Here is a 26,973-nt window from a genome sequence, read left to right as displayed (position 1 = left end):
GGCCGGGCGCCGGCACGACGGGCGCTCCCTAGCATCGCCTGCGATGAACCCGCCGCCGCGCCACCGTGTTGCACTGCTGGGCGCCTCGGGCGTCCTGCTGTTGCTCGCCCTGCTGCTGGCCGACTGGAACTGGGCGCGGCCGGCGGTCGTGCGCTACCTCGAGCACACCTCCAAGCGCGAGATCCAGGCCGACGACCTGCAGATCCGGCTCGACGCCGACTGGCAGCCCGTGGTGCGCCTGCGCAACCTGCGCGTGGCCAACGCCCCCTGGGCCAGCGGCGACCGGCCGTTCATCACGGCGCGCGAAGCCAGCTTCACCTTCGACTGGGCCAGCCTCTTCTCCGACGTGCGGGTGATGCGCAAGATGCACCTCGTCGAGGCCGACATCGACCTGCAGCGCCGACCCGACGGCGTGCGCAACTGGCGCCTCACCCGGCCCGACGACCGCGGCCGCGGCCGGTTGCGCATCCATCGCCTGCAGGCCGAGCGCAGCCGGCTCACGCTCATCCACGGCGGCATCGGGCTCACGCTGGAGGCGCGGTCCACGCCACTCTCGCAGCCGCGCGAGGGCTACGCCCAACAGGTCGACTTCCGCGGCCGCTATGGCGGGGCCGACTGGGCCGGCCAGGCCGAGACCGGGGCGGTGCTGAGCATGGTCGACACCGCCGAGCGTTTCGCGCTGCGCGGCCAGGCCCGCAGTGGCGGCACCACGCTCGCGCTGCAGGGCCAGGTGGCCAACCTGCTGCAGCTCACGGTCGTCGAGGCCCAGGTGCAGGTGCGCGGCGAGACGCTCTCGCAGCTGCAGCCCTTCCTCCAGCGCGTGCCGTGGCCGGACTCGCGGCCCTATCGATTCGAGGGCCGGCTGGTGCGCGAGGGCAGCACCTGGGCCGCGCACGATGCCCGGCTGAGCCTCGGCCGCTCCGACCTGCGCGGCGAGGCGCGCTACACGCCGGCCCGCACGCAGCGCGACCGGCGCGCCGTGCTGCACGCCCAAGTGAAAAGCGAGCGCCTGCGGCTGGAAGACCTGCCCTCGCGCAACGGCATCGGCGCCGCGGCCGCCGCCAGCGCGCCCTCGGCGACGCACGTGCTGCCGCAGCGCGAGTTGCCGCTCGATGCCTTGCGCGCCCTCGATGGCCGCATCACGCTGCAGGCCGAGCAGCTCGAGGCGCCCAGCTGGCCGGCCGCGCGCGACCTGCATGCGGTGGCCACGCTCGAGGGTGGCACGGTGCGCGTGCAACTGCAACGCGGCGAACTCGGCGGCGGCCGCTGGCAGGGCCGCTTCTCGATCGACACCCATGCGCGCGAGCCCGAAGCCACGTTGCAGCTCCAGGCCCGCGGCGTGAAGCTGCCGCAGCTGTGGCCCGCGCTCACGCGCCAGCCCGGCGTGCGATGGCCGGCGGTCGACGGCGAGCTGAAGCTGAGCGCCCTGGGGCCGACGCTCGCCAGCTGGTGGCGCGGTGTCGACGGCCAGCTCGACCTGCGTTTCACCGGCGGCAGCCTGCCGAAGAAGCTCGACGCCCGCCTGGGCCTGCACGCCGGTCGCATGCTGGGCTCGCTGATCGGCGGCGACCAGCCGGTGCCCATCCGCTGCGGCGCGGTGTCGCTCGCGTTCAAGGGCGGCGTGGGCCGCACCCAGTTGCTGGTGCTGGAGACCGAGCGCACCCAGGTGCAGGGCAGCGGCAGCGTGCGGCTTGCCGACGAACGCTGGGACCTGGTGCTGACACCCGAGGCGCACGGCGGAGTGCTGCCGGCCTCGATCGTCGCGGAAGGCAGCTTCCGCGGGCTGAAGGTGGAGCTCGCGCAGCGCGAGCAGGTGCCCGCGTCGCACGCACGCTGCGCCTAGAGCAGCCCTTGCGCGTCGTCGTGCTGCCAGCCGTCGAGCGGCGTGGCCCGCGCGAGTGCCATCCACAGCGGCAGCGACATCGCCATCGCACGCTTGGGCGCCGGGCGCAGCACCTCCAGCGCCGCGCCTTCGGCGGCCATCACGCCGAACTCGGGCGGGATCTCCTCGGCTGTGGCGATGCCACGCGCGATCACGTACCAGCACTCGCTGCTGAGCTGCAGGTAGGCACTGCGCTTGGCCTCGCGGCGCAGATCCGACAGCAGGTCGGCGCGGCTCACCTTGATCTCGTGCACGATCGGCTCGAGGTAGGCCTCGACGGTCGTGTGGCGGATGGAGAACACGTCGGGCATCGCCATCACCCACTGCGCCTCGTCGTCCACACCGACCTTGGCGCGCAGCGCGAGGCCGCGCCAGGCCAGGCGGCCGGCGCGGGTCATCTCGCGGGCCACACGCTCGACCAGGTCTTCATGCGCATCGCGCCGTGCGCGGTTGCGCTGCAGCGTGTCGGCCAGCAGCGCGATGCCGGCGTCGGTCACGCGCAGGGTCTCGTGGCCGCTCGGCTGGCGCACGCGCTCGATGAAGCCGGCCGCGAGCAGCTCCACTTCCACCAGGTCCTGGCAGGGCCAGCCGGCAGAGCGCCAGATCTCGCGCAGACGGCGGCTGTGCAACGCGGTAAGCCCCGCCATCAGCTCTCTCGCAAGGCCTTCACGATGAAACGCCCCTTGGCCTCGGTCTCGGCGTGTTCCTTCGCCGGGTCGGAGTCGGCCACCACCGCACCGCCGAGCTGCACCATCACCCGCGCGCCGTGCACGACGGCCGTGCGGATCACCACCGACAGGTCCATCGCCCCGCTCGCATCGAGATAGCCGATCGCACCCGCATACGGCCCGCGCCGCACCGGCTCCAGCTCCTCGATGATCTCCATCGCGCGCACCTTGGGCGCACCGGTCATCGAGCCCGGCGGCCAGCAGGCGCGCAGCAGGTCGGCCACGCGCCTGTCGTCACGCAACGTCGCGCGGATCGTCGACACCAGCTGCCACACGCTCGGGTGCGGCTCGGCCTCGAACAGGCGGTCGACCTTCACGCTGCCGACCTGCGCCACTCGGCCGAGGTCGTTGCGCATCAGGTCCACGATCATCAGGTTCTCGGCGCGGTCCTTCACGCTGTGGGTGAGGGCGAGGCGCTGGGCCTCGTCGCGCGCCGGGTCGGCCTCGCGCGGCAGCGTGCCCTTGATGGGCCGCGCGGTGATGACACGGCCTTCGGGTGCCACGTCGAGCTTCAGGAAACGCTCGGGCGACACGCTCGCGATCGCGAACCCCTCGCCCGGCAGGTAGGCGGAAAACGGCGCCGGGTTGCGCGCCGTCAGCGCGCGGTAGAGCGCATACGGGTCGCCCTCGAACGGCGCTTCGAGCCGGTGCGACAGGTTGGCCTGGAAGATGTCGCCGGCCGCGATGTAGTCGAGCACCTGCTGCACCTGCTGCAGATAGCGCGCAGGCGGTGTGCGCGACTGCAGCGCGCCCGCGTGAAAGCGGCCGGTCGCCGGCGTGCGCGCGGTGGCGCAGGCGCGCGTGGTGGCCCACACCCGCTCACGCGAGGCCGCATCGCTCCAGGGCATGGGGCGTTCGCACCAGTACCAGGTGCCGGTGGCATGGTCGTGGGCATAGAGGTGGTCGCACAGGTGCAGGCGCATCGCCGGCAGCGCGGGCTCGTCGGCCGCGATCACTGGCAGGCGCTCGACGAAGCGTGCGAGGTCGTAGCCCAGGTAGCCGACCAGCCCTCCGGCGAAGCCCAGGCCCGCGGGGCGCGGCGAGGCATCGGCCTTCAGCGCCGACAACACGGCATCGATGGCCTCGAACGGGTCGGCCCATTCGTCGAGGACCCGTTGGCTGGCCGCCTCGATGAGCGTGGTCGTGCCGCCACGCGTCTCCAGCGTCGCGCAGGCCGGCCCCGTCACCCACGACCAGCCCCCGAGGCCGGGCATCTGCTTGCTGCTCTCGAGCAGCACCGTGCCCTCGGCCGCGCCCAAGCGTGCGTAGAGGTCTTGCGGCGTCGCGGCGAGCGTGACCGGTACGATGGCGGGTTTCATGTGGGACGAACAACTAGAACCAAATGAGTGTAGATCGACAGCCCTTTCCACCCGACCCATCGCACGCGCCCTTGCTGCGCGCGCTGATGGCACTCGACGGCTCGACCACGCGCGTGTGCGAAGCGATCGCGCAGGCGCCGATGCAGGTCGAGCTGCTCTTGCAGCAGCAGACCGATGGCGTGCCCCCGGCCGTGCGTGAGCAGCTCGGCGGCACGCGATGGCTGCACCGCGTGACGAGCCTTCACGCCCACGGCCAGGTGCTGATGGACAACCTCTCGTACACGCGGCTCGATGCGGTGCCCGACTGGTTCCTCGCGCAGCTCCACGAAGGCAAGGCGCCCATCGGCCACCTGCTGCAACGCCTCTTCGTGCAGCGCGAGCCGCTCGAGAGCACCGCCGAGATCGAAGAGGCCTTGTGGCAGCACGTCGGGCACCCCGACCCGCGCGCGAGCCGCTGCTACCGCATCGTCACCGAGACCGGGCCGCTGATGTACATCTTCGAGAGCTTCCGCAAGGGCATGGTGGGGAACACATGAGCGATCTGTCGCAACGCAGCCTGCGCGCTGTCTGGCACCCCTGCAGCCAGATGAAGCAGCACGAGACCCTGCCGCCGCTGCCGGTGGCCCGCGCGCAAGGCCTGTGGCTCTACGACCCCGACGGCAAGCGCTACCTCGACGCCATCAGCTCCTGGTGGGTCAACCTCTTCGGCCACGGCCACCCGCACATCACCGCCGCGCTGCACCAGCAGCTCGACACGCTCGCGCACGTGATGCTCGCCGGCTGCACGCACGAGCCGGTGGTGGCGCTGTCCGAAAAACTCGGCCAGCTCACCGGCCTTGGCCATGCCTTCTACGCCAGCGACGGCGCCTCGGCCACCGAGATCGCGCTCAAGATGAGCGCGCATTGCTGGCGCAACCACGGCAGGTTCCGCAAGACGCGCTTCATCGGCCTGCGCAACGGCTACCACGGCGAGACCGCGGGCGCCTTGTCGGTGACCGACATCCCGTTGTTCCGCGACGCCTACGGCCCGCTGCTGCGCATCAGTGCCACCGTGCCCTCGCCGGACGCGCGCAAGGCCGTCAACGGCATGTCGGCAAAGGAGCATGCACGGCACTGCGCGCAGGCGCTGCAGCAGTACCTGGAAGTGCACCACGCCGAGACGGCCGCGCTGATCGTCGAGCCGCTGGTGCAGTGCGCCGCCGGCATCGCGACCTACGACGCCGACTACCTGCGCGAAGCACGCGCCCTGTGCGACCGCTACGAGGTGCACCTCGTCGCCGACGAGATCGCGGTCGGCTTCGGCCGCACCGGCACGCTCTTCGCGTGCGAACAGGCCGGTGTGCGCCCGGACTTCATGTGCCTGTCGAAAGGCATCACCAGCGGCACGCTGCCGCTGTCGCTCGTGCTCACCACCGACGAGGTGTACGGGGCCTTCTACGACGACCGCGTGGCAAGGGGCTTCCTGCACTCGCACTCGTACACGGGCAACCCGCTCGCCTGCCGCGCCGCACTCGCGGTGCTCGAGCTCTTCGAGCAGCGGGACTGGATGGTGGCCAACCGCGAGACCGCCGCGCGCCTCACCGCGCTGTGCGCGCCGCTGGCGCAGAACGAGAGGGTCTTGCGCACCCGCCAGATCGGCATGATGTGGGCCTTCGACGTCGACATCGACGACCCCGGCTTCGCGCGGCGTTATCACATGGCCGCGCTGCAACGCGGCCTGCTGCTGCGGCCGATCGCCAACACGCTGTACTTCATGCCGCCCTACGTCATCGATGAAGAAGAGTCGGCATGGCTGGCCACGGGCGCCCTCGCGGCCCTGAACGAAGCGCTCGCATGACGGTCGGCTATTTCGTGACGGGCACCGACACCGAAGTCGGCAAGACCCTCATCACCTCGGCGCTGCTGCTGCACCTGCGCACGCGGCATGCCCGCGTCGTCGGCATGAAGCCGGTGGCCGCGGGCACCGTGCCGATGGCGCACGGCGACGACAACGAAGACGCGGTGGCCATGCGCGCCTGCGGCTCGATCCAGGTGCCGCGCGAGCTCGACAACCCGTACTGCCTGCCGCTGCCCATGTCGCCGCACCTCGCGGCACGCGCAGCCGGCGTGCGCATCGAGCTGCCGGTGCTCATCGAGCGCTACCGCCAGCTCGCCGCGCTGGCCGACGCGGTGGTGGTCGAAGGCGCCGGTGGCTTCTTCGTGCCGCTCAACGAGCGCGAGACCGGCGCCGACCTCGCGCAGGCCCTGCAGTTGCCGGTGCTGCTCGTCGTCGGCCTGCGCCTGGGCTGCCTCAACCATGCCTTGCTCACGGCCGAAGCCATCCGCGCGCGTGGCCTCGTGCTCGCCGGCTGGGTGGCCAACCGCATCGACCCGCAGATGGCCTCACCCGACGACAACATCGCCTACCTGCAGGCGCGGCTCGGTGCGCCGATGTGGGCCGACGTGCCGCATATGGCCACCCCGCAGGCCGAGGCGGTGCAGTGGCTGCGCTGAGCCACCACCGCACCGTTTCGCTCAGTAGTGGACTGCCGTCCAGGTGCCCGAGTCGGGCCCTTGACTCCAGTTCCCATTGCCGCTGTAGGGCGTGCCAAGCGTGCCAGACAGCGCACCGCCGCCGGCCCAGGTGAGGCTGACGCCGCCGTTGGCATTCACCGTGCCGGTGACGGCAAACACGCCCCCTGTGCTCGGGATGCAATTGCCGCTGACGACTCCCGTCGCGGAGACATTCAGCGGCGCGCAGACGCCGCTCGCCGTGCCGGTGTATTGCACATGCCAGGCTCCCTGGAAGCGGGGCAACACCGCGCCCTCCGACGCACGCCCGGGTCCGCCGATGCCCGTGGCCACCTGCGCGACGGACCACACCTGGTCGGGCGTCGATGCGCCGTTCTGCGTGCGGGTGTGGATCGAGTCGCAACGCAACAGGTTGCCGCGTGCCACCGAGTACCAGCAGGTGAACTGGTCCACGACCACGTAGGTGGCGAACGTGGTGGTGACGGTGCGCTGGCTGCGCCAGCTGTCGTAGGTCCCCATACCCAACACCAGGTTCTCACGCGCCGTCACCGAACCGGTGGTCACGATCGTGGCTGCCGCTCCGTTGCAGGTTCTCACCACCGTGTTGCCGAAGGTCTGGCCGACCGAGCGCGGATAGGGCGGTGCCACAGGCTGCGGCGCGCTGTAGGTGCACATGGGCACGGTGCTGCCGATGTTGCCGTCGACCGTCACCAAGGCGACGTTGACGTTGTAGGTCGACTGCTGGGCCACGGGGCCCAGGACGCTCGCGGTGGTGACCCGCTGATTGGTGCCGTCCGCGGCCACCGAGCGGTAGGTGACGATCGAGTTGTACGCACCGACCGGCGTGCCCGAGGGCACCGTGGTGGTCGTGGTGTTCGAAAAGATAAAGTAGTCGCCTGCGTTGGCCTCGGTCCGCGTGAGCGGGCCGCTGGGGCCGCCCCCGTCTCCGCCACCCCCACCGCAGGCCGCCAGCAGCATCAACACGGCGCCGCCGACAGCAGCCTTGCCCACACCCGATCCTGCGCGCCACATGCACGCCTTTTCCCTCTCGGTGCCCATGCACCCTCCCTTTTCAACTGTTGGTTTGGATTCCCGGCGCAAGCCGGTACAAAACTCTAGCAATGAAAGTGCACGGGCGTGCAGCCGCATTTACCCGTTCTCCCCCATTTGGAGGTGGTGCCCGTGAGCCACGATCACACGGCACGGCTGGCGGCCCTCGACGCCGCCAGCCTGCGCCGCACCCGCCGCGTCGTCGATGCCAAGGACGGCCCGCACCTGCAGGTCGACGGCCGCGCGCTGCTGTCCTTCGCCAGCAACGACTACCTCGGCCTCTCGCAACACCCGGCGCTGATCGCCGCGGCACAGGAGGCGGCCGGGCGCTACGGCGTGGGTGCGACCTCGTCGCCGCTGGTGTGCGGCCATGAAGCGCCGCACGACGCGCTGGAGGCCGAGCTCGCCGCTTTCGTCGGCCGCCCTCGTGCGCTCTATTTCGGCTCGGGGTACCTCGCCAACGTCGGCCTGGTGCCGGCGCTCGTGGGCCGGGGCGATGCGGTGTTCAGCGATGCGCTCAATCACGCCTGCCTGATCGACGGTGTGCGGCTCTCCCGAGCCGAAGCGCACGTCTATCCTCACGTGGACCTGGCCGCGCTGGGCGAGCGGCTCGCCGCGTCGACCGCGCAGCGCAAGCTGGTGGTCACCGATGCGGTGTTCAGCATGGACGGCAACATCGCCCCGCTGCGCGAGCTGCTGTCACTGTGCGAACAGCACGACGCGCTGCTGATGGTCGACGACGCGCACGGCTTCGGCGTGCTTGGGCCGCAGGGCCGCGGCACGGCCGCCCACCTGGGCGTGGCCGACGCGCCGCGCCTCGTCTACATGGCCACGCTCGGCAAGGCCGCGGGCTGCGCGGGGGCCTTCGTGGCCGGTGAGGCCGACACCGTCGAGTGGGTGATGCAGCGCGCCCGCACCTACATCTTCGCCACCGCCACGCCGGCGATGGTGGCCGCGGCGGTGCGTGCCAGCCTGAAGGTGATCGCGCACGACGAGGGGCGCCGAGACCACGTCGCGGCCCTCACGAGGCGCCTGCACACCGGCATGGCCGGGCTGCCCTGGCGGCTGCTGCCATCCGACACCTGCATCCAGCCGCTCATCGTCGGCGAGAACCAGCCCACGCTCGAGCTCGCGGCCGCCCTGCGCGAGCGGGGCCTGTGGGTGCCGGCCATCCGCCCGCCGACGGTGCCCGAAGGCACGGCGCGGCTGCGCGTCTCGCTCTCGGCGGCGCACAGCCACGCCGACGTCGACCGTCTGCTCCAGGCCCTGGCCGACGTTTCGACCTAGCCCGAAGCATCCCCCGCGGCGCCCGCGCCACACTGCGGGCATGAACCCGCTGCTCACCGCCCCCCACCAGCCCGACCCGTATGCGCTCTATGCGCAGCTGCGCGCCGCCCACCCCACCGGCCTGCACCACGATGCCGAGCTGAAGCTGTGGGTGGCCAGCAGTGCCGCGGCCGTCGAGGCCGTGCTTCGACACCCCGCGCTGCGCGTGCGTCCACCGGCCGAGCCGGTGCCGGCGTCGGTGGCGGACACGCCCTCGGGCGCCTTGTTCGGCGGATTGATGCGCCAGAACGACGGCCCGGTGCACCAGCGCGGCAAGGCCTGGGCGACCGCCTTCCTGCAACGCGACTGGCCGATCGGCGACGCGGTGCGCACCGTGGTGCGCGAAGGCGCGAGGCCCGCGGTGGCCCCGCTCAACGCGCTGCTCTTCGAGGCGCCGGTGCGGGTGCTGTGGGCGCTGGTGCACGGCGGCGAGGCCGGCGAGCTGCCGGGCGACGTACGTGCCGTGATCGCCAGCTGGTCGCCCACGGCCGACGCCGCCACCCGCAGCGCCGGCAGCGACGCCGCCACACGCCTGCTCGCCCGCTGCGAGGGCGACGCCAACCGCGTGGGCCTCTTCACCCAGACCTGCGAAGCCACCGCCGGCCTGATGGGCGCCGTGCTGGTCGCACTGCAACGCGAGCCGGGCCTGCTTGCGCGGTGGCTCGCCGACCCCGCACTCGACGAGGCGCTCGCCCTCGAAGTGGCCCGCCACGACCCGCCGGTGCAGAACACCCGCCGCTTCGCCGCCGACGACGGCGAAGTGCACGGCCGGCGCGTGCAGGCCGGCGACGCGATCCTCGTGCTGCTCGCCAGCGCCAACCGCGACCCGGCCGCCAACCCCGAGCCGGAGCGCTTCGACCTGCACCGCACCCACCCACGCTGCTTCACCTGGGGCCTGGGCGGCCACGCCTGCCCGGGGGCAGCGCTGTCGAGGGGCATCGCGATGGCGCTGCTGCGTGCCTGGCACGACGACGACGCGGTCCGGCTCGACACCATCACCCGCCGCTGGCACCACCGCCCGTCGCCCAACGGCCGCCTCGCCCAGTTCGACGCTGCCGCCTGAGGGTGAACCTCTAACCCGAACCGAAGCGGCGCGCCTAGCATCGCGCCCATGACCGCTTACCCCCACCTGCTCGCGCCGCTCGACCTCGGCTTCACCACCCTCAAGAACCGCGTGCTGATGGGCAGCATGCACACCGGCCTGGAAGACGGCCGCAAGCACTTCCCCGCGATGGCCGCCTTCTTCGCCGAGCGCGCGCGCGGCGGCGTGGGCCTCGTGGTGACCGGTGGCTTCGCGCCCAACATCGAAGGCTGGGCCAAGCCCTTCGCCGGCACGCTCTCCACGCACGCGGCCGCCAGGCGCCACAAGATCGTGACGGATGCGGTGCACGCCGAGGGCGGCAAGATCGCGCTGCAGATCCTGCACACCGGCCGCTATGGCTACCAGCCCTTCTGCGTGGCGCCCTCGCGCATCCAGTCGCCCATCTCCCCCTTCACGCCACGCGCCTTGAGCGCCCGCGGCATCGAGCGCCAGATCAAGGCCTTCATCCGCTGCTCGGTGCTGGCACGCGAAGCCGGCTACGACGGCGTCGAGATCATGGGCAGCGAGGGCTACTTCATCAATCAGTTCCTCGTCACCCACACCAACCAGCGCGACGACGAATGGGGCGGCTCGTACGAGAACCGCATGCGCCTGGCCGTGGAGATCGTGCGGCGCGTGCGCGAGGCGGTGGGTCCCGACTTCATCCTGATCTACCGCCTGTCGATGCTCGACCTGATCCCCAACGGCAGCTCGTGGGCCGAGGCGGTGCAGCTCGGCAAGGCGGTGGCACAAGCCGGTGCCACGATCCTGAACACCGGCATCGGCTGGCACGAGGCCCGCATTCCGACGATCGCGACGAGCGTGCCGCGCGGCGCCTTCACCTGGGTCACGAAGAAGATGCGCAACGAGCTGCGCGCCGCCGGCCTCAACATCCCGCTCGTCACCAGCAACCGCATCAACATGCCCGAGGTGGGCGAACAGGTGCTGGCCGACGGTTGCGCCGACATGGTGAGCCTCGCGCGTCCGCTGCTGGCCGACCCGGAGTTCGTCAACAAGGCCGCGGCGGCCAAGCCCGAGACCATCAACACCTGCATCGCCTGCAACCAGGCTTGCCTCGACCACACCTTCAAGGCGCAGCTCGCGAGCTGCCTCGTCAACCCGCGCGCGGGCCACGAGACGACGCTGCTCATCCGCGGCACGCCGCAGAAGAAGCGCATCGCCGTCGTCGGCGCCGGGCCGGCAGGGCTCGCCGCGTCGACCACCCTCGCGGAGCGCGGCCACACGGTCACGCTCTTCGACGCCGCAGCCGAGATCGGCGGCCAGTTCAACATGGCCAAGCGCATCCCCGGGAAGGAAGAGTTCAACGAAACCCTGCGCTACTTCAACGGCCGCATCCAGGCCACCGGCGTCGAGCTGAAGCTCAACACCCGCGTGCGCGCCGACGCGCTGCGCGGCTTCGACGAAGTGATCCTCGCCACCGGCGTCACCCCCCGCGACCCGAAGATCCCCGGCAGCGACGGCCCCAACGTGCTGAGCTACATCGACGTGCTGCTGCACCAGAAGCCGGTCGGCGAACGGGTGGCCATCATCGGCGCCGGCGGCATCGGCTTCGACGTGGCCGAGTACCTGGTCACCGCCCCTGGCCACTCCCCCACCCTCAACCTGCAGGAGTGGCTCGCCGAATGGGGCGTGGCCGACCCCGAGCAGGTGCGGGGTGGTGTGACGCGCGCACAGCCCACGCCGCCCGCACGCCAGGTCACGCTGCTCCAGCGCAAGAGCGGCAAGCTCGGCAAGACGCTTGGCAAGACCACGGGCTGGATCCACCGGGCCGCGCTGCAAATGAAGCGCGTCGAGATGATCGGCGGCGTGAATTACGAGCAGATCACACCGAAGGGCCTTTTCATCACCTACGGCGAGTCGCGCAAGGACGGGCAGCTCATCGAATGCGACACCGTGGTGCTGTGTGCGGGGCAGGAGCCCCTGCGGGAGTTGCTGGAACCTTTGAAGGCCTCTGGCGTATCGGTGCATTTGATCGGTGGGGCCGATGAGGCGGCCGAGCTCGACGCAAAACGGGCGATTGATCAGGGGACGCGGTTGGCCGCACTTCTGTAGATTGGGCAACGTGTCCGACGTGGGGTGAGGGGCTCCGTTCATGTCCCTCCTTCATGAACGCTTCCGCGTTCATGAATTCCTTCCTTTACTTCACTGCGCCCCTCACCCCACCTCGGACACGCGAGACGCACTGCCACTTCAGAAGACGGGGCACGCCTGGGCGGTGCCGCGCGCGGGAGTGGGGTGTCGCATGGAGCGAAGTAAAGGGGGAGCAAAGGATCGCGGGAGCGAGCCTTTGCGGAGGACATGAGCGGAATGCGACACCCCGCTCCCGCGCGCTGCTCAGAACAAGACCCCAGCTTTACAAAGCCTTGACGCAAGCGAAGCGCGCGCAAAACACGCCCGCGCGACATTGGCGTCATGCAATACGGTTCCTTCAATCCGTCCCGGCACCTGACGCTCACCGCGCTGGCGCTCGCACTGGCCTTGTCGGGTTGCGCTTCGCTCACATCAAGATCCGAGCCGCTGCCGCAAGTGGCCACGCCATCGCAGTGGTCAAACACGGCCGTGCCGACCGCGTTTCCCACCAACCTGGCCAACTGGTGGCAGCGCTATGACGACCCGCTGCTGACGGCGCTCGTCACGCAAGCGCTGCAGGCCAACACCAGCGTGCGCAGCGCGCAAGCGGCGCTGGCACAGGCCCGCGCCTTGCGCGATGTGCAAAACGCCAACCTCGGCCCGAACATCGGCGCCTCCGCGTCGGCTCAGCGCAGCAAGACCGGTGACGCCCCCGCCGGCAACCGCTACCAGACCGGTTTCGATGCCAGCTGGGAGCCCGATGTGTTCGGCGGCAAACGCGCCGGCGTGTCGGCCGCCGAGGCCGAGGCGCAGGCCAGCCAGGCGAGCCTGGCCGACACGCAGGTCTCGGTCGCGGCCGAAGTGGCCGTGACCTATGTGCAACTGCGTGGCCTGCAGACGCGGCTCGACATCGCCCGCCGCAACCTTGCCACCCAACAGGAGACCCTGCAGATCACCGACTGGCGTGTGCAGGCCGGGCTCGACACCTCGCTCGCCCTGTCGCAGGCCCGCACCGCCACCGAGCAGACCCGCGCGCAGATCCCGTCGCTCGAAACCAGCGTCGCGCAGACCGAGCACGCGCTCGCCGTGCTGACCGGCCAGCCACCCACCGCCTTGCACGACCAGCTCGTCACCGCCGCGGCCGTGCCCACGCCGCCCGACGACCTCGCCGTGAGCATCCCGGCGCAGACGCTGCGCCAGCGGCCCGACATCCGCATCGCCGAGCAGCAGATCTCCGCCGCCCTCGCGCGTGTGTCGCAGGCCGATGCGGCACGCTACCCGAGCTTCAACCTCAGCGGCTCGGTGGGCCTCTCGGCGCTCGCCTTGAGCGGCCTCACCGGCGGCGGCTCGGTCGTGAGCGCGCTGCTCGGCAGTGTGTCGGTGCCGCTCTTCGACGGCGGCGCCGCCAAGGCGCAGGTGCGCTCCCAGGAAGCGGCGCTCGAGAACGCCCGCGTGAACTACCAGGCCGTGGTGCTCAACGCGCTGCAGGAAGTGGAAGACAGCCTCGTCGCGCTGCGCGGCAACCGCGAGCGCCTGCAGCGCCTGCAAAGCGCCAGCGAATCGGCCGAGCAGGCCGCGCTGCTGGCCACCCAGCGCTACAGCAGCGGCCTGGTCGACTTCCAGGTCGTGCTGGAGACGCAGCGCTCGCTGCTCAGCACGCAAGACAGCCTGGCCAGCACCCGCGCCGAACTCAGCGCCGACCACGTGCGCCTCTACAAGGCCTTGGGCGGGGGCTGGAACCCGAACGACAGCACGCAGAACAGCAGCACGCAGACCAGCCGCACGCAGAACGAAAGCACCACGCCATGAGTCGCAGTCCACACGCCAACCCGCAGGAACTCCAGGCCTTGCTCGACCAACCCCCGCCGCGCCCCTGGTACGGCCAGCCACGCACCTGGCTCATCGTCGCAGCGCTCGCGCTGGCGGCCGGTGGCCTCGCGTGGTGGCAGTCCAGCCGCGAGGCCAACGCCACCCCCACCTACGCCACCCAGCCGGTGACGCGCGGCAACCTGCGCCTGCAGGTCACCGCCAACGGCACGCTGCAGCCCACGCGCTCGGTCAACATCGGCAGCGAACTCTCGGGCACCGTGGCGCGGGTGCTGGTCGACGTGAACGACCGGGTGAAGAAAGGCCAGGTGCTGGTCGAGCTCGACACCGCCAAGCTATCCGACCAGATCCTGCGCTCGCGCGCCACGCTGGCCTCGGCCCGCGCCCGGGTCGCGCAGGCCGGCGCCACGCTGAAGGAAGCGCAGGGCAACCTCGCACGCCTGGAAGAAGTGGCCCGCCTCTCCGGCGGCAAGGTGCCATCGAAGGCCGAGCTCGACACCGGCCGCGCCACCGTCGAGCGCGCCCAGGCCGACGAGGCCAGCGCCCGTGCCACGGTCGCCGATGCACAGGCCGCGCTCTCCACCGACGAGACCAACCTGCGCAAGGCCTCGATCCGCGCCCCGACCGATGGCGTGGTGCTCACCCGCAACGTCGACCCCGGCAACGCGGTGGCCGCCTCGCTCCAGGCCGTCACGCTCTTCACCATCGCCGAAGACCTGGCCAAGCTGCGACTGCAGGTTAACGTGGACGAAGCCGACGTCGGCTCGGTGCAGGTGGGGCAGAAGGCCAGCTTCAGCGTCAGTGCCTACCCCGGACGCCGCTACCCGGCGACCATCACCCGCGTGGCCTACGGCTCGACCATCACCGAAAACGTCGTCACCTACGTCACCTACCTGGATGTCGACAACGCCGACCTCACGCTGCGCCCCGGCATGACGGCCACCGCCACCATCACCGCCACCGAGCGGCAGAACGTGCTGCTGGTGCCCAACACCGCGCTGCGCTTCACGCCGGCCGAGCCCGGCCAGAAGCCGCAGGCGCAAGGCGGTGGCGGGCCCAACATTGTCGGCAGCCTGATGCCGCGCATGCCGCGCGGCACCGGCCAGCGGCGCGGCGGCAACGCAACCGAAGGCGCCGGCCCCGGCGGGGCACAGAAGCAGGTCTGGGTGCTGCGGGAGGGCAAACCCACGCCGCTGCGCGTGACCACCGGCATCACCGATGGCCGCATGACCGAGGTGAGCGGCGAGGGCCTCACCGAAGGCCTGCAGGTCATCACCGAACAACGGGCCGCCGCGACATGAGCGAGCCGACCCTGATCCAGCTGCGGGGCGTCAAGCGCCTCTACGGCGAAGGCGAGGCCGCGCTGTGGGCGCTCAAGGGCGTGGACCTCGACATCCACGCCGGCGAGTTCGTCGCGGTGATGGGCCCGAGCGGCTCCGGCAAGTCGACCGCGATGAACACCCTCGGCCTGCTCGACCGCCCGACCGAGGGCCAGTACCTCTTCAAGGGCGCCCACGTCGAGCACCTCACGCGCGACCAGCGCGCGCTCCTGCGCCGCAAGTACCTCGGCTTCGTGTTCCAGGGCTTTCACCTGCTGCCGCGCACCACCGCACTCGAGAACGTGGAGCTGCCCCTGCTCTACCGCGGCGTGCCCACGAAGGAGCGGCATGCGCTGGCCGCGCAGGCGCTCGCCTCCGTCGGCCTCACCGGCCGCGAGGGCCACACGCCGGCGCAGCTGTCGGGCGGCCAGCAGCAGCGGGTGGCCATCGCACGCGCCATCGTCACCAACCCGACCGTGCTGCTCGCCGACGAGCCCACCGGCAACCTCGACACCCAGCGCAGCCAGGAGATCATGGAGCTGCTGTGCCGGCTCAACACCGAGCGCGGCATCACCGTCCTGATGGTGACGCACGAGCCCGACATGGCGGCGTATGCCAGGCGAACCGTGCGTTTCGTCGACGGGCGGGTGGCGAGCGACACGCTCAATGCTTCGCCCGTCGCCGTGACGCGCATCGCCGAGGAGGCGCACTGATGCTGCTCAGCTCCCTGCTGCTCGCGCTGCGCTCGATCCGGCGCAACCTGCTGCGCTCCTTCCTCACCATCCTCGGCATCGTGATCGGCGTGAGCGCCGTCATCACCATGGTCACGCTCGGCAACGGCGCCACGCTGGCGGTGCAGAACCAGATCTCGAGCCTGGGCACCAACCTCCTGATGGTGCGACCCGGCCAGCGCCTTGGCCCCGGCGGCGGCGGCGGGGCGCCGTCGTTCAAGGAAGCCGATGCGCAGATCGTCGCCACGCAGATCGGCGGCATCCGTGCGGTGGCGCCCGAGGCGCGCACCACCACCACGGTGGTCGCCAACGGCCGCAACTGGACGACCGGCATCACCGGCACCACCAACGACTGGTTCGACGTCGGCAACTGGGCGCTCGCCGGCGGCCGCCGCTTCGCCGACGAGGAGCTGCAGGCCGGCGCCGCCGTCTGCCTCATCGGCCAGACGGTCAAGCGCGAGCTCTTCGGCGGGCGCGAGGCGATCGGCCAGATGGTGCGGGTCAAGCAGTTCTCGTGCACCGTGATCGGCGAGCTGGCGTCCAAAGGCCAGGCCGCGATGGGCAACGACCAGGACGACGTGGTCGTGGTGCCCCTGCGCACGCTGCAGCGCCGCGTGACGGGCAACCAGCGCGTCAACACCCTGCTGGTCTCGATGCAGGACGGCGCCGATGCCGACAGCGTGAAGGCCAGCCTCCACACCCTGCTGCGCGAGCGCCGCAAGCTCGATGCATCGGAAGACGACAACTTCAACGTGCTCGACACCAAGCAGCTCGCCGACACGCTCTCCGGCACCACGCAGGTGATGACGACGCTGCTCGGCGCGGTGGCCGCGGTCAGCCTGCTGGTAGGCGGCATCGGCATCATGAACATCATGCTCGTCAGCGTGACCGAGCGCACCCGCGAGATCGGCCTGCGCCTGGCCATCGGCGCGCTGGAGCGCGAGGTGCTGCTGCAGTTCCTGATCGAAGCGGTGGCGCTGGCCGCGCTCGGCGGCCTGGTGGGCATCGCGCTCGCGACCGTGGCCTCGGCCGTGCTCGCGCAGGTGATGCAGGTGCCTTACGTCTTCGACCCGGGCATCAACCTGCTCGCCTTCGTGTTCTCGGCGGCGATCGGCGTGGTGTTCGGCTACGTGCCGGCACGGCGTGCGGCGCAGCTCGACCCGATCGACGCGTTGCGGCACGAGTGACGATGGCAGACGACACGGCGACAAGCCATCGTCCGACAGGCTGCACGCCGGGGGCCTCCTAGAGTGCCCGCCATGGATGATTCCGCTCACGCTGAGCTACCGAAGCCCCGCACCGGCCAGGCACCGCCCCCGCTCGACCGGGCCACGTTCGGAGAGCGCTTCCGCGCGCGCTTCGTCGACCCGGCCTACCGCCGCGAAGACGAAGCGCTGGCCCGCCTGGAGCAGATCGCATGGGAGGCCTACCTGGAAGGCCGGAAGGCGCCGCACACGCACAAGGCCGGGCCGGGTTATGCGGACCCGCACTATGACCTCTCCGACGACTGGCGTGCCGCCAAGGAGCAGCTCGAGGCTGCGCAGCAGCGTTGGGCGCAACCGGCCACGCCCTCACGCGTGCTCGTCATCTGCGGCGCGCCGCGCAACGATGGCACCTGCCCCGGCGAGATGTCGAAGACCTGGCGCATCACCAAGTGGCTGCGCGACGAGCTCACCGCGCAGCAGACCGCGGTCGACCTGCTCGACCTGAGCCTCATCACCTCCGACTACGACCGCCACATCCACCCCTGCAAGGGCTGCGTGTCGACCGCGATGCCGCTGTGCCATTGGCCGTGCAGCTGCTACCCCAACCACGCCACCGGCCAGACCAACGACTGGATGGCCGAGATCTACGAGCGCTGGGTGTCGGCGCACGCGGTGATCATCGCAGCGCCGGTGCACTGGTACCAGAGCCCGAGTGTGCTCAAGCTGATGATCGACCGCCTGGTGTGCGCCGACGGCGGCAACCCCGACCCGACGAGCACCCAGGGCAAGAAGGCGGCGCTCGCGAAAGAGATCGAGGCCAAGGGGTGGCACTACCCGCAGCACCTCGCGGGCCGCGCCTACGGTCTGGTGGTGCACGGCGATGTGGCCGGCATCGAAGGCACCCGCCGCGCGCTGAGCGACTGGCTCGACTGGATGGGCTTCATCGACGCCGGCGCGCTGGCGCGGCTCGACCGCTACGTCGGTTACTACGAGCCCTACTTCAACAGCCACGAAGCGCTCGACCGAGAGCACGGCTTCGAGCAGGAGGTGCGCAACGTCGCCCGCGCCGTGGCGCATGCGGTGGGCGAGCTGCGCGCCGGGCGGCTCACGCCGCCGAAGCTCGAGCGCCCGCGGGCGAAGTGAAGGTCACTCGACCTTCACACCTTTCCAGAACGCCACCCGCCCCTTGATCTGCGACGCGGCTTCGCTCGGCTCGGGGTAGTACCAGACTGCGTCGGGGTTCATCTCGCCGTTGACGAACAGGCTGTAGTAGTACGCCTGCCCCTTCCACGGGCAGCTCGTGCGGTGGTTGCTGAACGTCACGTACTCGCGCTTCAGGCTGCTCTCGGGGAAGTAGTGGTTGCCTTCGACGACCACGGTGTCGTCGCTCTCGGCGAGGGTCACGCCGTTCCAGGTGGCTTTCATGCGGTCTCCTGTGGGTCGGGGCGTCAAGCGTACTGCGCGGCGGCACTGCGCAAGCGCTGGGCGATGAGGGTGGCAAGGGCTTTGTCGCCGGTCACGGTGACCGAGTCGCCATGGCGCAGCACGTCCATCACCAGCTCGGTCGGGTCGCTGTAGGGCACGCGCAGCTCGTAGCGGCCGTCGGCGAGCCAGCGGCCTTGCTGCCCGGGGTGCCACTCCTCGGCGGCGACCCACTGGGCCGCGTCGGCATGGAACACCAGCGTGGCCCACTTCACCTTGGCGCCGGCGCCGCTGTAGATGCCGTAGCCGGCGTCGAGCTCGGCTTCCAGCTCCTTCAGCGGCACCTGGCGCGCCCTGGTGTCCTGAACCTTCGCCTCGCGGATGGCGTCGAGCGCGAAACGGCGCAGGCCCTCGCTCGCGTGGCACCAGGCATCGAGGTACCAGGTGTTGCGGTAGTTGACCAGGCGCTGCGGCGAGACCTCGCGCTCGCTCTCCTTGCGGTCGCTGCGCTTGAAGTAGCGCATCCACACGCGCTTCTTCTGCACCAGCGCACCGCCCAGCAGCTCGAAGTGGCGGCTCGGCGCGCGACGGCGGGCGGTGGAGATGAGCTTCACGCGCCGCATCAGCTCGCGCGACTCGCCTTCGTCGCCGCCGAGCATGCCCTGCAGCTTGTCGATCAGCGGCTGCAGGTGGCGCGAGAGCACGCCGTCGTCGTCCAGCCCCGACATCAACTGGTGCATGGTCAAGAGCGCGGTGATCTCCTTCTCGTTGAACCACATGCCGGGCAGCTCGTGCCGCGCATCCTGCTCGAAGCGGTAGCCGTTGTCGAAGCGGTCGTAGACGATGGGCGCGTCAAGCCGGTCACGCAGGTACTGCAGGTCGCGCTTGAGCGTGGCGGGCGACACGTCGAGTTCCTCCTGCAGCGCGGCGAAGCTCACGCAGCCGCGGGCACGCAGCAGGCGCTCGATCTTGTAGAAGCGTTCGGTCCGGTCCATGCACTTTCATCTCAAGGCACAGGCTCACCACATGAGCCACCGGCCGCGAGCATACCGGGTGATGCGGATCCGCGACAGCTCGCACTGGCTCATTTGATGAGCCACCCGGTCGCCACACTGGCTTTACCGCAACGGAGAACCCCATGACGACCGAACTCAAGTCCCCCGCCAAGATCGAGCAGCACCCGGCCCTCGAGCTGCACAACGCCACCACCACCCTCACCACGCACGAGCAGATCGGCTTCGAGCTCGGCTGGGACTACGCGCACCATGCCGTCACGCCGCCCGCGCCGTATGCGCAGGAGCCTTCGGCACTGCGCAACGGCTGGCTCGCCGGCCAGGCCACCTTCGGGCGCCGCACCCTGGAGCCGACGCGCCACGTGCGCAAGTGGCTGCAGCTGCGCCTGAACGCCTGGCTGCGCGGCCGCAGCGTCGAGCTGGTGCAGGTGACGCCGCACTACCTGCAGCAGATCGACGTGACGCACTGCCCGATCACGCGCGTGGCCCTCAGCAGCGCCACGATGGAAGGCAGCGATGCGTCCATCGACCGGGTGCGCAGCGACGCCGGTTATGCCGCGGGCAACCTGGCCATCATCAGCACCAAGGCCAACCACGGCAAGGCCGCACACGGGTTCCGCGACGCGCAGCGCTTCGCGAAGCTGATCGAGGAGGGCCAGCTCGGCGGCATCGGCGGGCTGAACGCCGCCCAGTGGTCGCGCGTGGCCACGCTGTGCAGCTTCGTCGAGCCGCTGTCGCACGCCGAGGCCTGCACGCTGCCGCTGCTGGTGCTGCCGCCCAACCGCCTGCGCCTCTTCAACCCCGCCCAGGCACTGCAGGCCTTCATCAGCCAGCAGCTGCTGGTGGCCGGCTGGAGCCACCGCATCGCCCGCATCGAAGACCTGCTGCCGGGCAAGGCCGCACGCCGTGCCTTCCAGACCTTCTTCCATGCACTGCTGCCGCGCGTGCTCGAAGCCAAGGGCGCCGAAGGCGTGGCCGCCCGCTGGGCGATCGAAGATGCGTGGCGCAACCCGCTCACCCTGCAGCGCTGGACGGCCTTCGCCAGCCTGCTCACGGCCGAGCAGTGCGAAAGCGTGGTCGCCCGCGCCAGTGCCCGCAAGCTCGGCACCACACACGTGCAGCAGGTCAGCAACGATGCCGCCACCGACGGCTGGAACCTCGAGAGCCGCGGCTACGTGCCGCACGCCGTGCTGCGCCAGCGCGCCGTACAACCCGCCCGGCAGCTGTCTCTTCTGCACTGATCGCATTAAGAAGATGTGAAGGTGCCCGACCCCGCGCGCGGGAGCGCGCAGGGGTGATCCCCCGCCCGGGTTTACCATCGCCAGTTCACGCCGCGCAGCGTCGGCAGCGCCACCCGCACCGACGCGCGTCCCTGTTCGAAACGCAGTACCCACACAGCCTGCATGTGCGCAGGCGCGGCATTGACTTGGTCTCCTTCCTGACACGATGGTGTCAGCAGGGCCGTGTCAGCATCGCGCCCCGCCTCGTGCCGGCGTTGCCTTGCCTCGACACCACCATGACCCTGCGCCCCAAGACCATCCTGCTGCCCGCCCTGGCCCTCGTGCTCGCTGCCCTCTACGGACTGGGGGTGCACGCCGCCGACGAACCGAAGAAAGAGGCCAAGGACGGGAAAGCCGCGGCCCCCGTCAAGGCCGCCCTCACCGTCACGGTGACGCAGGCGCAGACGGCAAAGCTGCCGATGAAGATCAGCGCCAACGGCAACATTGCTCCCTGGCAGGAAGCGAGCGTGGGCACCGAAGCCAACGGCCTGCGCCTGGCCGAGGTGCGGGCCAACGTGGGCGACGTGGTGAAGAAGGGCCAGGTGCTGGCCGTCTTCGCGAGCGACACGGTGCAGGCCGACCTGCTGCAGGCCAAGGCGGCGGTGGCCGAGGCCGAAGCCATGCTGGGCGAGGCCGCCGCCAATGCGCAGCGCGCCCGCGAGCTGGGCCCGGCCGGCGCCCTGAGCGGCCAGCAGATCAACAACTACCTGACCGGTGAGCGCACCGCGCAGGCGCGCCTGGAAGCGGCCAAGGCCTCGTACAGGGTCGCGCAGCTCCGCGTGGCGCAGGCCCAGGTGGTCGCGCCCGACAACGGCATCATCTCGGCGCGCAGCGCGACCGTCGGCGCGGTGCTGCCCGCCGGGCAGGAGCTGTTCCGCCTGATCCGGCAGGGCCGCCTGGAGTGGCGTGCCGAAGTCGCCTCCGCCGACCTGGCCCGCCTGAAGCCCGGCATGGTGGCCAGCGTGGTCGCCACCAACACCGCGGCACCGGTCACCGGCAAGGTGCGCATGGTCGCCCCGACCGTCGATGCGCAGACGCGCAACGGCATCGTCTACGTCGACCTCGGTGCCAGCCCTGACGTGAAGGCCGGCATGTACGCCCGCGGGGAATTCGACATCGGCCAGAGCGAGGCGCTCACGCTGCCGCAAGGCGCGGTGGTGCTGCGCGACGGTTTCAACTACGTGCTCAAGGTCGGCCCGGACAGCAAGGTCACCCAGTCCAAGGTGGGCGTGGGCCGGCGTGTGGGTGACCGCATCGAGATCACGAGCGGGCTCGATGCGCAGACCAAGGTCGTGGCCGCCGGCGGCGGATTCCTGGCCGAAGGCGACGTGGTGCGCGTGGTCGAGGCCACGCCCGCGGTGCCCGCCCCCGGCGGCTCGGTGAAGCCGGTCGCCGCGCCGAAGAAATAAACGAGGGACGCCCCATGATCAACGTCTCGTCCTGGTCGATCCGCAACCCGACGCCGGCCATCCTCCTCTTCATCATGCTGACCCTGGCAGGCCTGCTCGGGTTCAAGGCGATGAAGGTCCAGAATTTCCCCGACATCGACCTGCCGATGGTCACCATCACGGCCTCGCTGCCGGGCGCCTCGCCGGCGCAGATGGAGACCGAGGTCGCGCGCAAGATCGAGAACTCGCTGGCCACCGTCCAGGGGCTCAAGCACATCTACACCACGCTGCAGGACGGCACGGCCATCCTCACCGCCGAGTTCCGGCTGGAGAAGCCCACGCAAGAGGCCGTCGACGAGGTGCGCGACGCCGTCTCGCGCGTGCGCTCCGACCTGCCCGCCGACCTGCGCGACCCGGTGATCCAGAAGGTCAACCTCGCGGGCACGCCGATCCTCACCTACACGGTGGCCAGCACGCGCATGGACGACGAGGCGCTGTCGTGGTTCATCGACAACCAAGTCAGCAAGACCATGCTCGCGGTGAACGGCGTCGGCGCCGTCACCCGCGTGGGCGGCGTGTCGCGCGAGGTGCGCGTCGAGCTCGACCCGTCGCGCATGCTCGCGCTCAACATCACCGCGGCCGACGTCTCGCGCCAGCTGCGCCAGATCCAGCAGGAAGCCTCCGGCGGCCGGGCCGACCTGGGCGGCGCCGAGCAGTCGGTGCGCACGCTCGCCACCGTGCAGACGGCGCAGGAGCTTGCCGCGATGGAGGTCACGCTCAGCGACGGCCGCCACGTGCGGCTCGACGCCATCGCCAAGGTCAGCGACACGGTCGCCGAGCGGCGCCAGGCGGCGCTGCTCAACGGCAAGCCGGTGGTCAGCTTCGAGATCGTGCGCTCGCGGGGCGCCAGCGAGATCGACGTCACCAACGGCGTGCGCGCGGCGCTCGAGAAGCTCAAGACCGAGCACCCCGACATCACCATCACCGAGGCCTTCAACTTCGTCGACCCGGTGATCGAGAACTACGACGGCTCGATGAAGCTGCTGTACGAAGGCGCGGCACTCGCCGTGCTGGTGGTGTTCCTCTTCCTGCGCGACCTGCGCGCCACCATCGTCTCCGCGGTGGCGTTGCCGCTGTCGGCCATCCCCACCTTCGCCGTGATGCACGCGATGGGCTTCACCATCAACGTGGTCACGCTGCTCAGCCTCTCGCTGGTGGTAGGGGTGCTGGTCGACGATGCGATCGTCGAGATCGAGAACATCATGCGCCACCTGCGCGAGGGCAAGACGCCCTTCCAGGCGGCGATGGAAGCGGCCGACGAGATCGGCCTCGCGGTGATCGCCACCACCTTCACGCTGATCGCGGTGTTCCTGCCGACCGCCTTCATGGGCGGCATCCCGGGCAAGTTCTTCGTGCAGTTCGGCTGGACGGCGGCCATCGCGGTCTTCTTCTCGCTGGTGGTCGCGCGGATGCTCACGCCGATGATGGCGGCCTACATCCTGCGCAAGCCCAAGCGCGAGCACACCGACGCCAAGTGGCTCACCATCTACATGGGCTGGGTCAGCTGGTGCCTGAAGCACCGCCTGCTCACGCTCTTGGGTGCGGCGGTGTTCTTCATCGGCTCGTTTGCACTGGTGCCCTTGCTGCCGACCGGCTTCATCCCGCCCGACGACCTCTCGCAGACGCAGGTGACCGTGACGCTGCCGCCCGGCAGCACCTTCAAGGACACCTACGCGCTCGCCGAGCAGGCGCGCGAGATCGTGCAGCAGAACCCGCAGATCAAGATGGTCTACACCGCCATCGGCGGTGGCAGCGCGGGCGCCGACCCCTTCGCCCCGCAAGGCGCGGCCGAGGTACGCAAGGCGGTGCTGACGATCAACATGACCCACCGCAACGACCGCAAGGGCATCAGCAAGCAGGACATCGAGGCCCAGCTGCGCACTGCGCTCGAGGTGCTGCCGGGTGCGCGTGTCAAGGTGGGCCTGGGCGCGTCCAGCGAGAAGTACGTGCTGGTGCTGGCCGGTGAAGACGGCCGGGTGCTGGCCCAGCACGCGGCGGTGGTCGAGCGCGAGCTGCGCACCATCCCCGGCATCGGCGCGGTCACGTCCACCGCGAGCCTGGTGCGGCCCGAGCTCGTGGTGCGGCCCGACTTCGCGCGCGCGGCCGACCTCGGCGTCACCTCGGCGGCAATCGCCGACACCCTGCGCATCGCCACCGCCGGCGACTACGACCAGGGCCTCGCGAAGATGAACCTCTCCGAGCGCCAGGTGCCCGTCGTCGTGAAGCTCTCCGACGCCGGCCGCCAGGACATCGAGGTGCTCTCGCGCCTGCCGGTGCCCGGCGCGCGCGGCCCGGTGCCGCTGTCGAACGTGGCCACCATCGAGCTGGCCAGCGGCCCGGCCGAGATCGCGCGCTTCGACCGCCGCCGCAACGTCAACTTCGAGATCGAGCTCAACCAGCAGCCGCTCGGCCAGGTGCAGGAGCAGGCGCTCAACCTGCCGAGCATCAAGAACCTGCCTGCCGGCGTGACGCAGACCGAAGTGGGCGATGCCGAAGCGATGGGCGAGCTGGTGTCGGGCTTCCTGCTCGCCATGGCGACCGGCGTGCTGTGCATCTACATCGTGCTGGTGCTGCTCTTCAAGGACTTCGTGCAGCCGGCCACCATCCTGGTGGCGCTGGTGCTGTCAATCCCGGGGGCCTTCCTCGCGCTCTTCATCACGCACACGGCGTTCTCGATGCCGTCGATGATCGGCCTGATCATGCTGATGGGCATCGCGACGAAGAACTCGATCCTGCTGATCGACTACGTGATCCTCGCGCGGCGCGAGCACGGCCTGAACCGCTGGGACGCCCTGCTCGACGCCTGCCACAAGCGCGCGCGGCCGATCGTGATGACCACCATCGCGATGGGCGCCGGCATGATGCCGATCGCCATCGGCCTGGGCGTGGACCCGAGCTTCCGCTCACCGATGGCCATCGTGGTGATCGGCGGGCTGATCACCTCCACCTTCCTGAGCCTGCTCGTGATCCCGGTCGTCTTCACCTTCGTCGACGACATCGAGCAGTGGGTGGCGAAGCACACCAAGCGGCACCACCACCAACACCCGCACGAGCACCCGCCGGCCGGCACGCCGCCGCTGGTGGCCGACGAGGGCAAGTAAGGCGACTCAGCGGCGCAGCGGCGGAATGCCGTCGCCACGGGACAGGATCTCGGGCGGCGGCCGGTCGCCGCGCTCCAGGCGGTCTTCGAACTCGCCGAGGCTCGCCGCCACCGAGTTGGCGTTGTGCTCCAGCGCCAGGCGCATCGCGCCTTCCAGGTGGGTGAGGCGAGACAGCAGCTCTTCGTGCCCGCGGTGGGCCTCGGCGATCGAACGCTGCAGCTCCGCACCCACGTAGCTGCGCAGCTCGACGAAGCGCGAGGCCTCGGCGGTGTCGGCCAGCTCGCGCTGGGCCTGCAGCTCGCGGTTCAGGCGGCGCGCCTCCATCAGCGTCGAGGCCTGCATCGAGATCGCCCACAGGGTGAAGAGCAGCGTGAGGAACACCGCCAGGCCGAGCATGATCAGGCCGAGAGGCGCCTGCACGTCGGTGAAGAGCAGCGAGAGGGTGGTGGGCGTGGTGAACGCGGTCCAGTTGACCAGCGCAAACAGGCCGATCAGGACCACGACGACAAACAGGGCAATGGCGCGAAGCATGGGCGTCTCCTTCAGGCAAGGCTGCGCACAGACTAGGCGAGCGCCGCGGCCGCCGCTGTAGGACGGGCACCGGTCCCGCTGCGGGACGCGGGCTATGCCGCCACCGCACCCGCCCGACGGTCCTGGCGGATCCCTTCGTGCCGGGCGTGCGCCGCCTGGCAGGCCGGGCCGGTGAACTCGGCCTGCAGCGCATCGAGGAACACCCGCGTGCGGGCCGGCATCAGGCGCCGCCCCGGGAACACCGCCCAGGCCGGCGCACTCGGCGGGTACCAGTCGACGAGCAGCGGCATGAGCTGGCCACTGCGCACATAGGGCTCGGCGAAGTGGTCCGACGCCATGGCGATGCCCGCACCGCCCAGCGCCATGCGGATCAGCAGCTCGGGGGAATTGGCCCGCGCCCGCGCCGGCGGGATGCCTTCCCAGCGCTGGCCCTCGCGTTCCAGCACCCAGGGCTTGGGCTCGCCGTGGCGCGACAGGATCTGCAGCGTGTCGTGCTCCATCAGCGCTTCCGGCTCGGACGGGGTGCCACGCCGCTGCAGGTAGGCCGGCGACGCGTACAGGCCTTGCGACAGATCGGCCAGCAGGCGCGCGGCCAGGGTGGCGTCGTCGGCCAGCTCGCCCATGCGGATGGCGAGGTCGAAGTTCTCCCCGATCAGGTCGACCCGGCGCGGCGACAGATCGATCTCCAGCGAGATCGCCGGGTAGCGTGCCGCAAAGGCCGGCAGCACCTCGCTCAGCACGCCGGTGGCGAAGTCGCCCGGCATCGAGACGCGCAGCCGCCCGCTCGGCTCCACCTGGCGGTGCTGGGCCAGGGCGGCGGCCGCTTCGGCCTCGTCGGCCACTTGGCGGGCATGCGCGAGCAAGCCGTGGCCGAGGTCGGTGAGGCTGAGTTTGCGGGTCGTGCGCAGAAGCAGGCGCTCACCCAGCTGCGCCTCGAGCGCGGCCACGCGGCGTGAGACGGTCGACTTTGGCAGGCCCAGGCGCTCGCCCGCGCGGCTGAAACTGCCCTCTTCCACCACCCGCGCAAACAGCAGCAGGTCGTTGGGCTCGATCGTGTTCATGGTCACCTCATCGTTGCAGTGGCGGAACAATGTTATCCATTTCAGCG

General features: G+C 70.6%; 22 protein-coding genes. 15 read left to right on the top strand and 7 right to left on the bottom strand.

The features are described 5' to 3' along the window. The first annotated feature begins 43 nt into the window (after nucleotides 1–43). Complete coding sequence (locus JI745_RS15530; RefSeq protein WP_201808565.1) at nucleotides 44–1,843, top strand: AsmA family protein; 1,800 nt, start codon at nucleotides 44–46, stop codon at nucleotides 1,841–1,843. On the opposite strand, the gene JI745_RS15525 is transcribed toward JI745_RS15530, so the two are convergent. Both JI745_RS15525 and pabB read right to left on the bottom strand, forming a co-directional pair. Next, nucleotides 1,840–2,529 (bottom strand): hypothetical protein, encoded by a 690-nt coding sequence (locus JI745_RS15525; protein ID WP_201808562.1) that lies wholly within the window; start codon nucleotides 2,527–2,529, stop codon nucleotides 1,840–1,842. The two genes, JI745_RS15530 and JI745_RS15525, sit on opposite strands and share 4 nt — an antisense overlap. Then, entirely contained in the window at nucleotides 2,529–3,929 is a 1,401-nt protein-coding gene (pabB, locus tag JI745_RS15520) for an aminodeoxychorismate synthase component I (RefSeq protein WP_201808560.1), read from the bottom strand. The genes JI745_RS15525 and pabB overlap by 1 nt, the downstream gene beginning before the upstream one ends. 23 nt (nucleotides 3,930–3,952) lie before the next feature. On the opposite strand from pabB, the gene JI745_RS15515 reads away from it, so the two are divergent. The 3 genes from JI745_RS15515 to bioD are packed head-to-tail and all read left to right on the top strand — an operon-like array spanning nucleotide 3,953 to nucleotide 6,422. Continuing rightward, entirely contained in the window at nucleotides 3,953–4,465 is a 513-nt protein-coding gene (locus JI745_RS15515) for a chorismate pyruvate-lyase family protein (protein ID WP_201808558.1), read from the top strand. After that, the gene (gene bioA / locus JI745_RS15510; protein ID WP_201808554.1) at nucleotides 4,462–5,766 is read left to right on the top strand and encodes an adenosylmethionine--8-amino-7-oxononanoate transaminase; all 1,305 of its coding nucleotides are present in this window, start codon (nucleotides 4,462–4,464) and stop codon (nucleotides 5,764–5,766) included. The genes JI745_RS15515 and bioA overlap by 4 nt, the downstream gene beginning before the upstream one ends. Continuing rightward, nucleotides 5,763–6,422, top strand: a complete 660-nt coding sequence (gene bioD, locus JI745_RS15505) for a dethiobiotin synthase (RefSeq protein ID WP_201808553.1) — start codon at nucleotides 5,763–5,765, stop codon at nucleotides 6,420–6,422. Before bioA ends, bioD begins: the two co-directional genes overlap by 4 nt. A gap of 21 nt (nucleotides 6,423–6,443) precedes the next feature. Here the strand turns inward: bioD and JI745_RS15500 are convergent, their stop codons facing one another. Further along, on the bottom strand, nucleotides 6,444–7,472 hold the full coding sequence (locus JI745_RS15500) for a hypothetical protein (RefSeq protein ID WP_201808551.1): 1,029 nt from the start codon (nucleotides 7,470–7,472) through the stop codon (nucleotides 6,444–6,446). Nucleotides 7,473–7,613: 141 nt separating this feature from the next. On the opposite strand from JI745_RS15500, the gene bioF reads away from it, so the two are divergent. The 8 genes from bioF (at nucleotide 7,614) to JI745_RS15460 (ending at nucleotide 18,213) form a co-directional block, all read left to right on the top strand. After that, nucleotides 7,614–8,777: an 8-amino-7-oxononanoate synthase gene (bioF, locus tag JI745_RS15495; protein WP_201808549.1), complete on the top strand. Its 1,164-nt coding sequence runs from the start codon at nucleotides 7,614–7,616 to the stop codon at nucleotides 8,775–8,777. 40 nt (nucleotides 8,778–8,817) lie between these two features. Then, complete coding sequence (locus JI745_RS15490) at nucleotides 8,818–9,879, top strand: cytochrome P450 (RefSeq protein ID WP_201808547.1); 1,062 nt, start codon at nucleotides 8,818–8,820, stop codon at nucleotides 9,877–9,879. Between the two features lie 48 nt (nucleotides 9,880–9,927). Beyond that, a complete protein-coding gene (locus tag JI745_RS15485) occupies nucleotides 9,928–11,970 on the top strand; it encodes an NADPH-dependent 2,4-dienoyl-CoA reductase (RefSeq protein WP_201808545.1) in 2,043 nt (680 codons plus the stop codon). Between the two features lie 360 nt (nucleotides 11,971–12,330). Next, nucleotides 12,331–13,797: an efflux transporter outer membrane subunit gene (locus JI745_RS15480; protein ID WP_201808543.1), complete on the top strand. Its 1,467-nt coding sequence runs from the start codon at nucleotides 12,331–12,333 to the stop codon at nucleotides 13,795–13,797. After that, nucleotides 13,794–15,116 carry an efflux RND transporter periplasmic adaptor subunit gene (locus JI745_RS15475; protein ID WP_201808541.1) on the top strand — a complete coding sequence of 441 codons (1,323 nt, stop codon included), beginning with the start codon at nucleotides 13,794–13,796 and terminating at the stop codon, nucleotides 15,114–15,116. Before JI745_RS15480 ends, JI745_RS15475 begins: the two co-directional genes overlap by 4 nt. Continuing rightward, nucleotides 15,113–15,847 carry an ABC transporter ATP-binding protein gene (locus JI745_RS15470; protein ID WP_201808539.1) on the top strand — a complete coding sequence of 245 codons (735 nt, stop codon included), beginning with the start codon at nucleotides 15,113–15,115 and terminating at the stop codon, nucleotides 15,845–15,847. Before JI745_RS15475 ends, JI745_RS15470 begins: the two co-directional genes overlap by 4 nt. Then, nucleotides 15,847–17,052 (top strand): ABC transporter permease, encoded by a 1,206-nt coding sequence (locus JI745_RS15465; protein WP_201808537.1) that lies wholly within the window; start codon nucleotides 15,847–15,849, stop codon nucleotides 17,050–17,052. Before JI745_RS15470 ends, JI745_RS15465 begins: the two co-directional genes overlap by 1 nt. A gap of 72 nt (nucleotides 17,053–17,124) precedes the next feature. Then, the gene (locus JI745_RS15460; protein WP_201808535.1) at nucleotides 17,125–18,213 is read left to right on the top strand and encodes a flavodoxin family protein; all 1,089 of its coding nucleotides are present in this window, start codon (nucleotides 17,125–17,127) and stop codon (nucleotides 18,211–18,213) included. A 3-nt stretch (nucleotides 18,214–18,216) separates the two neighbouring features. Here JI745_RS15460 and JI745_RS15455 read toward each other — a convergent pair whose 3' ends face one another. Beyond that, nucleotides 18,217–18,495, bottom strand: a complete 279-nt coding sequence (locus tag JI745_RS15455; RefSeq protein ID WP_201808533.1) for a DUF427 domain-containing protein — start codon at nucleotides 18,493–18,495, stop codon at nucleotides 18,217–18,219. A gap of 23 nt (nucleotides 18,496–18,518) precedes the next feature. Further along, nucleotides 18,519–19,487 carry a YafY family protein gene (locus JI745_RS15450; protein WP_201808532.1) on the bottom strand — a complete coding sequence of 323 codons (969 nt, stop codon included), beginning with the start codon at nucleotides 19,485–19,487 and terminating at the stop codon, nucleotides 18,519–18,521. Nucleotides 19,488–19,630: 143 nt separating this feature from the next. On the opposite strand from JI745_RS15450, the gene JI745_RS15445 reads away from it, so the two are divergent. From JI745_RS15445 to JI745_RS15435, 3 genes are all read left to right on the top strand, one after another. Beyond that, nucleotides 19,631–20,746: a hypothetical protein gene (locus tag JI745_RS15445; protein ID WP_201808527.1), complete on the top strand. Its 1,116-nt coding sequence runs from the start codon at nucleotides 19,631–19,633 to the stop codon at nucleotides 20,744–20,746. Between the two features lie 275 nt (nucleotides 20,747–21,021). After that, a complete protein-coding gene (locus JI745_RS15440) occupies nucleotides 21,022–22,194 on the top strand; it encodes an efflux RND transporter periplasmic adaptor subunit (protein WP_201808525.1) in 1,173 nt (390 codons plus the stop codon). Nucleotides 22,195–22,208: 14 nt separating this feature from the next. Continuing rightward, nucleotides 22,209–25,334, top strand: a complete 3,126-nt coding sequence (locus JI745_RS15435; RefSeq protein ID WP_201808523.1) for an efflux RND transporter permease subunit — start codon at nucleotides 22,209–22,211, stop codon at nucleotides 25,332–25,334. Between the two features lie 6 nt (nucleotides 25,335–25,340). On the opposite strand, the gene JI745_RS15430 is transcribed toward JI745_RS15435, so the two are convergent. Both JI745_RS15430 and JI745_RS15425 read right to left on the bottom strand, forming a co-directional pair. Further along, complete coding sequence (locus tag JI745_RS15430) at nucleotides 25,341–25,865, bottom strand: LapA family protein (protein ID WP_201808521.1); 525 nt, start codon at nucleotides 25,863–25,865, stop codon at nucleotides 25,341–25,343. Nucleotides 25,866–25,957: 92 nt separating this feature from the next. After that, a complete protein-coding gene (locus tag JI745_RS15425; RefSeq protein ID WP_201808519.1) occupies nucleotides 25,958–26,926 on the bottom strand; it encodes a LysR family transcriptional regulator in 969 nt (322 codons plus the stop codon). Nucleotides 26,927–26,973 lie beyond the last annotated feature (47 nt).

The organism is Piscinibacter sp. HJYY11, assembly GCF_016735515.1.
In the GTDB taxonomy this organism is placed as follows: Bacteria; Pseudomonadota; Gammaproteobacteria; order Burkholderiales; family Burkholderiaceae_C; genus Rhizobacter.
Note: the sequence above shows the minus strand (reverse complement) of the source record. Positions and strands in the feature narration are given on the sequence as shown.

Bases quoted from the DNA above. Each gene is read 5' to 3' on its own strand.
- JI745_RS15530 (WP_201808565.1), top strand. From the start codon at position 44: ATGAACCCGCCGCCGCGCCACCGTGTTGCACTGCTGGGCGCCTCGGGC.
- JI745_RS15525 (WP_201808562.1), bottom strand. From the start codon at position 2,529: ATGGCGGGGCTTACCGCGTTGCACAGCCGCCGTCTGCGCGAGATCTGG.
- pabB (WP_201808560.1), bottom strand. From the start codon at position 3,929: ATGAAACCCGCCATCGTACCGGTCACGCTCGCCGCGACGCCGCAAGAC.
- JI745_RS15515 (WP_201808558.1), top strand. From the start codon at position 3,953: ATGAGTGTAGATCGACAGCCCTTTCCACCCGACCCATCGCACGCGCCC.
- bioA (WP_201808554.1), top strand. From the start codon at position 4,462: ATGAGCGATCTGTCGCAACGCAGCCTGCGCGCTGTCTGGCACCCCTGC.
- bioD (WP_201808553.1), top strand. From the start codon at position 5,763: ATGACGGTCGGCTATTTCGTGACGGGCACCGACACCGAAGTCGGCAAG.
- JI745_RS15500 (WP_201808551.1), bottom strand. From the start codon at position 7,472: ATGTGGCGCGCAGGATCGGGTGTGGGCAAGGCTGCTGTCGGCGGCGCC.
- JI745_RS15490 (WP_201808547.1), top strand. From the start codon at position 8,818: ATGAACCCGCTGCTCACCGCCCCCCACCAGCCCGACCCGTATGCGCTC.
- JI745_RS15485 (WP_201808545.1), top strand. From the start codon at position 9,928: ATGACCGCTTACCCCCACCTGCTCGCGCCGCTCGACCTCGGCTTCACC.
- JI745_RS15480 (WP_201808543.1), top strand. From the start codon at position 12,331: ATGCAATACGGTTCCTTCAATCCGTCCCGGCACCTGACGCTCACCGCG.
- JI745_RS15475 (WP_201808541.1), top strand. From the start codon at position 13,794: ATGAGTCGCAGTCCACACGCCAACCCGCAGGAACTCCAGGCCTTGCTC.
- JI745_RS15470 (WP_201808539.1), top strand. From the start codon at position 15,113: ATGAGCGAGCCGACCCTGATCCAGCTGCGGGGCGTCAAGCGCCTCTAC.
- JI745_RS15465 (WP_201808537.1), top strand. From the start codon at position 15,847: ATGCTGCTCAGCTCCCTGCTGCTCGCGCTGCGCTCGATCCGGCGCAAC.
- JI745_RS15460 (WP_201808535.1), top strand. From the start codon at position 17,125: ATGGATGATTCCGCTCACGCTGAGCTACCGAAGCCCCGCACCGGCCAG.
- JI745_RS15455 (WP_201808533.1), bottom strand. From the start codon at position 18,495: ATGAAAGCCACCTGGAACGGCGTGACCCTCGCCGAGAGCGACGACACC.
- JI745_RS15450 (WP_201808532.1), bottom strand. From the start codon at position 19,487: ATGGACCGGACCGAACGCTTCTACAAGATCGAGCGCCTGCTGCGTGCC.
- JI745_RS15445 (WP_201808527.1), top strand. From the start codon at position 19,631: ATGACGACCGAACTCAAGTCCCCCGCCAAGATCGAGCAGCACCCGGCC.
- JI745_RS15440 (WP_201808525.1), top strand. From the start codon at position 21,022: ATGACCCTGCGCCCCAAGACCATCCTGCTGCCCGCCCTGGCCCTCGTG.
- JI745_RS15435 (WP_201808523.1), top strand. From the start codon at position 22,209: ATGATCAACGTCTCGTCCTGGTCGATCCGCAACCCGACGCCGGCCATC.
- JI745_RS15430 (WP_201808521.1), bottom strand. From the start codon at position 25,865: ATGCTTCGCGCCATTGCCCTGTTTGTCGTCGTGGTCCTGATCGGCCTG.
- JI745_RS15425 (WP_201808519.1), bottom strand. From the start codon at position 26,926: ATGAACACGATCGAGCCCAACGACCTGCTGCTGTTTGCGCGGGTGGTG.